This window comes from Pseudomonas sp. C8002, from assembly GCF_013385765.1.
In the GTDB taxonomy this organism is placed as follows: Bacteria; Pseudomonadota; Gammaproteobacteria; order Pseudomonadales; family Pseudomonadaceae; genus Aquipseudomonas.
This window is the reverse complement of record NZ_JACAPJ010000049.1, coordinates 29,623-37,412: the sequence shown is the minus strand read 5'-3', so window position 1 is coordinate 37,412 and position 7,790 is coordinate 29,623. Positions and strand designations below refer to the sequence as shown.

Below are 7,790 nucleotides of genomic sequence, written 5' to 3'. Positions count from 1 at the left end.
GAACCGGGCCGGAGTGCGGGCATGCCGAGCCTAGGCGAGGCACCGAGTGGTGGGGCAAAGACCTTTTGGTTACTTTTGGGGCGTTTGCCAAAAGTGACCCGCTGTAAGAGCGGAACCATAGGTGGCCGTTACCGCAGCAACGGATATGCCCCCCATCCAAACCCCAAATCACCGCGGCACCGCCCGAATCACCGCCCTAACCCCCTGCCCCCCGGGAATCGCCTTATCCACCGAAGGCAACTGCGGCGCCTGCACATCCGGCATCGCCCAACTATGCTCCGGCTGCAACCCACCCTGGGCCCTGCGCATAAACTCATAGCGATTCAGCGTAATACTGCGCCCCGCCCCACCGTCACGAATAATGTAGGGCCGCAAAAACACCATCAAATTAGTCTTCGTCACACTGCGCTTTTCATTCCTGAACAACGCCCCCAACCCCGGAATATCCGACAACCAAGGCACCGCGTCATTGCTCTGGCTATACCCATCCTGCAACAACCCCCCGAGCACCATGATCTGCCCGTCATCCAGCAAAATACTCGTATCAATCGCCCGCTTGTTCGTCACCGTCCCGGCATCCACCGAAGCACGCGTGTCGACGCTGCTGACCTCCTGATAAATATCCAGCTTCACCGTCCCCCCCTCGGAAATCTGCGGCCGCACGTTCAGCTTCAGCCCCACCTCCTCCCGCTGTACCGTCTGGAACGGGTTATTGCTGGTCCCGCCGCCGCCGGTCACATAACTGCCCGTGACGAAAGGAATCGTCTGCCCCACAAAAATACTCGCCGCCTCGTTATCCAGGGTCAGCAGGTTCGGCGTCGACAACACATTGGTCCCGCCCTTGCTCTTCAATGCCCGGGCCAGCACCTTGAGGTCCAGCACCTTGCCAATCCCCGGAATATCCACCGAGCCATTCACCAGCCCGATGTTCAAACCCTTGGGCAACACATCAATGCTGGTCTTGCTGGTGGGGGTTCCATTCAAGCCGCTGCCCCCCAGGTTCACCCCGCCAAAGCCACCCTTCCCGCCCAGGTTCCCCGCCTGCCACTGCACCCCGAACTCGCTGGCATCGTCCTCACCCACTTCGACGATCAGGCTCTCGATCACCACCTGAGCGCGACGCTGGTCGAGCATGTCGATCACCTCCCGCAGGTTGCGATACAGCGGGTCCGGCGCCGAGATCAGCAAGGTGTTGGTGGTGGCGTCCGCCTGGATCGTCACGCCACCGGCGCTGAACGCGGTGTTCTGGTCGTTGGGGGAAGAGGCTCCGGTGCTGCTGGTGTCCTGCCCATAGCCACTGGGCTGGACAGTGCCGCTGCCGGTGGGAGTGCCGCTGCTGTTCTGGGTACTGCCCTGGCCACCCTGGGTGTTGCCGCCCATGCTGCTCAACTTGCCACGGGCATTATCACTGGTACCGGAGTCGCTCTCGCCGGTCAGCAAGCCCCGCAGCGACTGCGCCAACTTGCCGGCCTGGGCGTTGCGCAGGTACACCACGTGCATATTGCTCGGGTTGCTCTGGGCGTTGTCGAGCTTGTAGATCAGGTTGCGCGCCAGTTCCGTGCGCTCCGGGCTGCCGGCGCGGATGATGATGGAGTTGGAGCGCGGGTCGCCGATCACGTTGATCTTCTGGGTCTGGTCGGCGCCCTGGGTTTCGAGGAGCTCCGAGACCATGGCGGCGATGTCCACGGCGATGCCGTTCTGCACCTTCACCACGTCGGTGTCGATGGCGCTCGGTGTGTCGATGCCGTCGATGATCTGTGCCACCCGCGCCAGGTTTTCCGCGTAGTCGGTGATCACGATGCTGTTGTTGCCGGGGTAGGCGTTGATCGGGTTGTTCGGCGACACGATCGGGCGCAGCACCGGGATCAGGTTCACCGCGTTTTCGTATTGCAGGCGGAAGGTGCGGGTCTGCATGCCCTGCCCGCCCGGGTTGGCGCCGCTGTAGATCGGCCCGCCCAGCAGCTTGGCGTCCGCCTCCGGCACCACCTGGGCCACGCCGCCTACGTCGACCACGCTGAAGCCCTGCATGCGCAGCGCCGCCAGCAGCATGTCGTAGGCCTGGTGCGCCGGTACCTGGCCTTCGCTGACCAACGTGAGGTTGCCTTTGACACGCGGGTCCACCAGGAATTGCTGGCCGGTGGCGCGGGACAAGGCGCGCACCACCGCCTGGATATCGGCGTCGACGAAGTTCAGTTGTACCGGTTGATCACCCAGCGGGTTGCGCGCCCTGGCCGGTGCGGCGCCATGGCTGCGGGCGCTGTTGGTCACCGGGTGTTGCACCCGGGGTGGCGGCACGGTTTCGCGCTGGCGGTCCAGTGGTGTGTCGCCGCTGCGCCGGGTGTCGGCCAGGGGTTGGCCGAGCTCGCTGTCCACCAGCAACGGCGCGGAGGATTGGGGGTTGCTGCACGCTCCCAGCGCCAACAAGAGCAAAGGGGCGACTTTGCGATAAGGCGCAGCGTTGGGCAATGACCACTTCATGAAGCTTCCTTAGCGCCAGGCGCCTGATCCATGCGAACGGTCCCGGACAAGGTGCCGGCCGAGTTTGAAGGGGTGGCCTCGCCTGCGCGTTGCAGGCGGGCCGCAGAGACTTCCAGGGAGAACGGCCGGGGGTTGGCCAGCAGCCAGTCGATCACCGCGTCCGCCGGGGCGTCGTCGAAGGTCAGGCGCCAGCTGCCGGTGTCCTGCGGCTGCAATTGATAGCGGCCCTGCAGCCCGGCGTTGTCGAGGGACTGGTGCAAGGCGGTTTCCAGGTCACTGCTGCGCGGGGCTGGGGCGACGCCTTGCAGCAGCACCTGCAAGGCCTCGGCCTGGCTGCGCAGTTTCGGGGTTTCGGCTTGCCAGTAGTCGATCTTCTTCAGCGGTGGCTGGATCAACAGCAACCAGGTCAGCAGGCCCGCCAGCACCAGGCCGGCACCCACCAACAGACGTTTTTCACGCATGGCCAGGCCGTTCCAGAACACCTGGGCCTGGCTGCGCAGAAGCTGCCAACGCTTATTCATCTTCGGCCTCATCGTCTGCATCGGCTTCAACGCGCTCGGTAAGCGGGCCGACTGTCCAGCCCTGGTCGTCGCGACTGGCGCTGAACCCGGCCTGGGCCAGCAGCGCCTGCGCGTCAGCGGCCAGCGCCGGGGTCCGGGCGTCGGGCAGCAGGCTCAGCTGCAGGCGGCCTTGCTCGTAGCTCAAGCTCTCGACGCTGCCCGCCATGGACGGCAGGCTGCTGCCCGCCAGCGCCAGCAAGCCGGTAAAGCGCTGCCCAGGTTCGGCCGCCGCGCCGCTCTGGCGTGCGGCCAGTTGCTGACGGGCTTGTTGCAGCGGGTTGAGAATCACCGGCAGTTCGGGGAAGGCCTGGCGTACTTGCTGGCTCATCTGCGCCTTGAGGCGTTGGCCTTCGTCGACCTGGCGGGCGGCGTAGAGGTTCAGGCCCAGGGCCCAGATGGCGACCGCCAGCGCCGTGCAGGCCGCCGCCCTGCCCCAGCCACCGGTTGCCGCCTGCTGGAGCCGACCGTGCAAACCCCAGCCCGGCGCGGTACCGCTCCAACGGGCCTCGTCGGCCACATGGAGCACATCGACACCGGTGGCGAGCAGATCATCCAGCGCCTGCTGCCCCAGAGGGTGTACCGCGCCCTGCTGCAGGCTATGGCGCAGTAGCAAATGCCCGTCGCAGAAGGCCGCGCTCGCTGGCCCGCTGACCGGCAGCGCGTAGGGCGCCGGGTACAGGCCACGCACTTTGATTTTCAGCTGGGTCGTTATCCGGCCCAGGTGCTCGAGGCTGCTTTTGGGCAACCAGCCGACCTGCACCAGGCCGCTGCTGTCCCGTGGACCGTGGGCCACATGCATCAATTCCAGCGGGCCGAGGATCAATGCCTGGGCCGCACAGGTCACTGCATCGTCGACCTTGGCGGAGGGCAATTGCGGCAGCTCCAGGCTGGTCAGCAAGCTGTCCCGTGGATGCAGAAAACACTCCGCCTGGGTATTCGCCCATTGCGCCAGGCGGCCCTCGCCCTGCTGGCTGACCTGCCCGGCGCGGTCCAGCCAGGCGAACTGCACCTGGCTCTCGGTGGTGAGTTCATCCAGCGGCGGCAAGCCGATGCGCAAACGCTTCATACGCCCACCCGCGACCAGATCACCTGGGGCTGACGGTCTTCCGGGCGATACAGCAACGCCTCCAGCGTGACCCGACGCTGCTCGCGGCGCGCCTGGCCGTGCACGCGAAACCACTCGCTGGTGATCCCCACCTGCACCGTGTCCACCGCGACTTGTGGCATGCGCAACCGGTTGACGAAATCCCCGCGATTGACAAACCAGCGCCCGCCGTCGCGCTCGGCCACCAGTGCCTGAGCCTGGGACAGGCTGAGCCCCGGCACCACGCTACTGAGTACCTCGGCGCTGGCGGTATTGCCGTTGACCCAGGTATTGCCGGGCAGCACGCTGACATAGCTCGCCATGCGCCGCAGTTGGCGCGGGTCGAGGCCTTCGATACCGCTGAGGTCGGTGAGGCTGCGCAACATCGGGTACTTGGCCGGGATCAATGGCGCAGCGGCACCGGGCGAGGTATCCCGGCTGCTGTTGAAGCCGCCGGTAAGTGAGGCGCCGAGCTCGCGCTGGTCGTATGAGTCGATCACTCGCCGGCTGATGCGGCGACTCACGGCCGGCTCGATGCCGATCAACTGGCACAGGCGTTCGAAGCTCTGCAATTGCCCGGCGTCCAGGTGTTGTTGGGTCACCAGATTGCGCAGGTTGAACTTGCCCTGCTCATCCTCAATCCGCCCCTCGAAAGCACCGCCGAGGGGCCGTGCCCACGGTTGATCGAGCCGGGTCAATACATCCTGACGGCGCGCATCCCACAGGAGTTGGCGACTGGTTTCCAGGCCGCCATTCAACAACCATTGGCCCTGGATACGCAGTTGTTCAGCTTCCAGGCTGCGGGTGAACACGGTTTGCCGGGTGAGCATGGCGCCGGCAAGCACCGCGACCACGGCCGCGATCAGCAAGGCACTGATAATCGCCATGCCGCGCTGCTTCGCCGCTGTGGGCGAATGGCTGTTCATCGCCGGCCTTACAACTGCCAGGAGCCGATATCGGCGTTCACGCCGTCACCATCAGGTTTCCCGTCGGCGCCGAGGGAGAACACATCCACTTCGCCGTTGGCCCCTGGGTTGAGGTAGTGATACGGGTTGCCCCACGGGTCGTTGGGCAAGCGTTCGAGGTAGGCGCGCCAGTTGCTGTTTTTCGCATCGGCCGGGCGTTCCACCAGCACCTTCAAGCCCTGGTTCATGCTCGGGTACGAGCCGTGGTCGAGGCGGTAGAGTTTCAGGGCCTGCATCAGTCCGCCAATGTCCTGCCGGGCCGCTGTGGCCCGCGCCTGGTCGGGGCGGTCGAGCACCTTGGGCACCACCAGCGCCGCCAGAATCCCCAGGATCACCACGACCACCATGATCTCGATCAGGGTGAAACCGCGCTGCCTGCGCGCTGACGTGAAGTGTGCGATATCCATGTCGACATTCCTTGGCTTGAGTGCATTTCGTGGCGCAGTGTTGCAAGAACACATGTCAGTCATGTTGAAAATCCTCGGGAGCTTTGGTCGCCAATCGGTCAACTCCCGGGGCTAGTCTGCGGGCCTGTTTCCCGGTTTTGAGTACGCCATGGGCGGGCCCCGCAACGAGCAAGGTTTCACCCTGATTGAAGTGTTGGTGGCACTGGCGATCATCGCCGTGGCCATGGCGGCGGCGGTACGCGTGGCCGGGCTGATGACCACCAGCAACGGCCTGCTGCGGGACAAGTCGATGGCGCTGCTGGCAGCCCAGGGCCGGATGGCGGAACTGCGCCTGGAAGGTCGGGTGAGCACCGGGCGCAAGACGTTCGACTGCGACCAGGGCCGGCTGAAACTGCGTTGCGAACAGACCATCAGCAACGGGCCGGATGGGCGCCTGTTCCAGGTCAGCGTGCAGGTGCTGGACGCCACCCGGGAAGCGCCACCCCTGGCACGCCTGGAGACACTGCTGGGGCGCCCGCCGGTGAAGCGCCCGGTTACTGCCGAATGAGGCTTGGCAACGCCGGCCCGTCGGGCAACTTGTCGAGGGGCACGCGGATTTTTTCCGCGCCGCGCTCGATCTCCACGCTATCGCCTTCAATAGCCGTCAGCCGCACGCCGGGGCTCAGGCGTTCACCCAACAAAAAGCTGCGGGGCGGGCCGTCGTTGAGACTGAGGATCGCCACCGCCCCACGCGCCCCGGCAAGCACCCCGGAGACCTTGATCTGCATCACCGCCGGGGTATTGGAAAACCATTGCACGGCGGGGTTGTCGCTGCGAGCCGCCAACGCCTGGGGCGCGGCCTGCGGGGTGTGGGACTCGGCCGACGTGAGCAACAGCGGCGTCCAGGTCGCAACCCCTGCCAGCGCCGCCAGCAACGCCACGGCCTGGACGCCATGGGCGGGTGAAAAACGATGGATGAATGCCATGGGCGGGACCTCCTGTTTGTCCGTCGCCTCAGGCTACAGGGCAATTCACACCTTTTTATTTCAGCGGTTGATCAGGGAGCAAAAAATGAAACAGCAGGGCTTCACGTTGATCGAGTTGATGGTGGTGCTGGTGATCATCGGCATCGCCAGTGCGGCCATCAGCCTGAGCATCAAGCCTGATCCGCTGCACCTGCTGCGCAAGGACGCGGAACGCTTGAGCCAATTGCTGCAGGTGGCCCAGGCCGAGGCGCGTGCCGATGGCCGGGCGATTACCTGGAAAGCCGATGCCAAGGGATTTCGCTTCAGCCGCGTTACCGATGATGGGCTGGGAGTGGAGAACTTCAGCGGCGATCAGCAACTGCGTCCGCGGGCCTGGGACAGTGCGCCGATGCAGGTGCGCATCGAGCCTGGGAAAACATTGGTGCTGGATGCTGAATGGGTGAACCCGCCCATGCGGGTGCTGCTGTCGGATGGGCAATACAGCCTGAGCCTGCAACGGGATGCGGCGGGGTTGTTGCGGGTGGTGAGTCATGAGTGACCAGAAGGGTTTTACGCTGATCGAGGTGATGGTGGCGATCATGTTGATGGCGGTGGTCAGTGTGATTGCCTGGCGCGGGTTGGACAGTGTGACCCGGGCTGATCAGCATTTGCAGGCCAGCAGTGAGCAGACTGAGGTGTTGTTGCGGGCGCTGAACCAGATGCAGCTGGATGTGAGCTTGCGCGCGGGGGTTGAGTTGGGGCCGCCGATTGGCGAAGACGCGCCGAAGCCTGGCGGGTTGGCGGCGGTGTCGGTGAGGAGTTCGGACAGCAAGGGGTTTCGGCTGGAGGTGATCCGGAGTGCGCCGATTCCTGGGGATGGGTTGCAGCGGGTGCGGTGGTGGCTCAAGGGCGACACGCTGTACCGGGCAGTTGCACCGGCGCGGGATCGGTATCCGCTGCCGGCGCCCAGGGATGCGGTGGCGGTGCTTGGGCAGGTCAGGGATTTGCAGGTGCGGGTTTGGGACAAGGGGTGGCGGCAGTTGAGTGGGAATCGGCAGGATGAACCGCAGGGGATCGAGGTGGTTCTGGTGCGGGAGACGGGCCAGGGGGTGGAGCGGTATCGGCAGGTTTTGGGGCCCTTGCGGTAGGGCTTTTTGGGGTGGTGTACATATCCGTTATTTTTGTTATGGCTGATATGGGTTCCGCTCACTTTCGAAAAGCCGGAATGCCGGCCCAGTCAAAAGTAAGCAAAACGCTCTTGCCCCACCACTCGGCTCCTCGCCTGGGCTTGAGTGTTGAAGAGCAAAATCAAAAGCTAAAGCGGGCACGGACCAAATGTGGGAGCGGGCTTG

The 7,790-nt window shown here is 64.9% G+C and carries 9 protein-coding genes; 3 read left to right on the top strand and 6 right to left on the bottom strand.

The genetic code is table 11. The annotated features are described in order from the left end of the window. Positions 1 to 168 precede the first annotated feature (168 nt). From gspD to gspG, 5 genes are read right to left on the bottom strand one after another with little or no spacing between them, the layout of a single operon-like run. The gene (gspD, locus tag HX814_RS30865) at positions 169 to 2,478 is read right to left on the bottom strand and encodes a type II secretion system secretin GspD (RefSeq protein ID WP_177010046.1); all 2,310 of its coding nucleotides are present in this window, start codon (positions 2,476 to 2,478) and stop codon (positions 169 to 171) included. Continuing rightward, positions 2,475 to 2,999, bottom strand: a complete 525-nt coding sequence (gene gspM / locus HX814_RS30860; RefSeq protein WP_003218654.1) for a type II secretion system protein GspM — start codon at positions 2,997 to 2,999, stop codon at positions 2,475 to 2,477. The genes gspD and gspM overlap by 4 nt, the downstream gene beginning before the upstream one ends. After that, positions 2,992 to 4,104: a type II secretion system protein GspL gene (gene gspL / locus HX814_RS30855; RefSeq protein ID WP_177010047.1), complete on the bottom strand. Its 1,113-nt coding sequence runs from the start codon at positions 4,102 to 4,104 to the stop codon at positions 2,992 to 2,994. Before gspL ends, gspM begins: the two co-directional genes overlap by 8 nt. Continuing rightward, positions 4,101 to 5,048: a type II secretion system minor pseudopilin GspK gene (gene gspK / locus HX814_RS30850; protein WP_177010048.1), complete on the bottom strand. Its 948-nt coding sequence runs from the start codon at positions 5,046 to 5,048 to the stop codon at positions 4,101 to 4,103. The genes gspL and gspK overlap by 4 nt, the downstream gene beginning before the upstream one ends. A gap of 8 nt (positions 5,049 to 5,056) precedes the next feature. Beyond that, positions 5,057 to 5,494 (bottom strand): type II secretion system major pseudopilin GspG, encoded by a 438-nt coding sequence (gspG, locus tag HX814_RS30845; RefSeq protein WP_003218660.1) that lies wholly within the window; start codon positions 5,492 to 5,494, stop codon positions 5,057 to 5,059. Positions 5,495 to 5,642: 148 nt separating this feature from the next. Here gspG and gspI point away from each other — a divergent pair, with 148 nt between their 5' ends. After that, positions 5,643 to 6,041, top strand: coding sequence for a type II secretion system minor pseudopilin GspI (gene gspI, locus HX814_RS30840; protein ID WP_008431408.1), 399 nt, complete (start codon positions 5,643 to 5,645; stop codon positions 6,039 to 6,041). Here the strand turns inward: gspI and HX814_RS30835 are convergent. After that, positions 6,028 to 6,459 carry a type II secretion system protein N gene (locus HX814_RS30835; RefSeq protein ID WP_003218665.1) on the bottom strand — a complete coding sequence of 144 codons (432 nt, stop codon included), beginning with the start codon at positions 6,457 to 6,459 and terminating at the stop codon, positions 6,028 to 6,030. The two genes, gspI and HX814_RS30835, sit on opposite strands and share 14 nt — an antisense overlap. Positions 6,460 to 6,544: 85 nt before the next feature. Here HX814_RS30835 and gspH point away from each other — a divergent pair, with 85 nt between their 5' ends. Together gspH and HX814_RS30825 are read left to right on the top strand one after the other, a co-directional pair. Then, the gene (gene gspH / locus HX814_RS30830) at positions 6,545 to 6,997 is read left to right on the top strand and encodes a type II secretion system minor pseudopilin GspH (protein ID WP_177010049.1); all 453 of its coding nucleotides are present in this window, start codon (positions 6,545 to 6,547) and stop codon (positions 6,995 to 6,997) included. Beyond that, the gene (locus HX814_RS30825; RefSeq protein ID WP_177010050.1) at positions 6,990 to 7,586 is read left to right on the top strand and encodes a type II secretion system protein GspJ; all 597 of its coding nucleotides are present in this window, start codon (positions 6,990 to 6,992) and stop codon (positions 7,584 to 7,586) included. Before gspH ends, HX814_RS30825 begins: the two co-directional genes overlap by 8 nt. Positions 7,587 to 7,790: the final 204 nt, after the last annotated feature.

Bases quoted from the DNA above. Each gene is read 5' to 3' on its own strand.
- gspD (WP_177010046.1), bottom strand. From the start codon at position 2,478: ATGAAGTGGTCATTGCCCAACGCTGCGCCTTATCGCAAAGTCGCCCCT.
- gspH (WP_177010049.1), top strand. From the start codon at position 6,545: ATGAAACAGCAGGGCTTCACGTTGATCGAGTTGATGGTGGTGCTGGTG.
- HX814_RS30825 (WP_177010050.1), top strand. From the start codon at position 6,990: ATGAGTGACCAGAAGGGTTTTACGCTGATCGAGGTGATGGTGGCGATC.
- gspL (WP_177010047.1), bottom strand. From the start codon at position 4,104: ATGAAGCGTTTGCGCATCGGCTTGCCGCCGCTGGATGAACTCACCACC.
- gspK (WP_177010048.1), bottom strand. From the start codon at position 5,048: ATGAACAGCCATTCGCCCACAGCGGCGAAGCAGCGCGGCATGGCGATT.
- gspG (WP_003218660.1), bottom strand. From the start codon at position 5,494: ATGGATATCGCACACTTCACGTCAGCGCGCAGGCAGCGCGGTTTCACC.
- gspI (WP_008431408.1), top strand. From the start codon at position 5,643: ATGGGCGGGCCCCGCAACGAGCAAGGTTTCACCCTGATTGAAGTGTTG.
- gspM (WP_003218654.1), bottom strand. From the start codon at position 2,999: ATGAATAAGCGTTGGCAGCTTCTGCGCAGCCAGGCCCAGGTGTTCTGG.
- HX814_RS30835 (WP_003218665.1), bottom strand. From the start codon at position 6,459: ATGGCATTCATCCATCGTTTTTCACCCGCCCATGGCGTCCAGGCCGTG.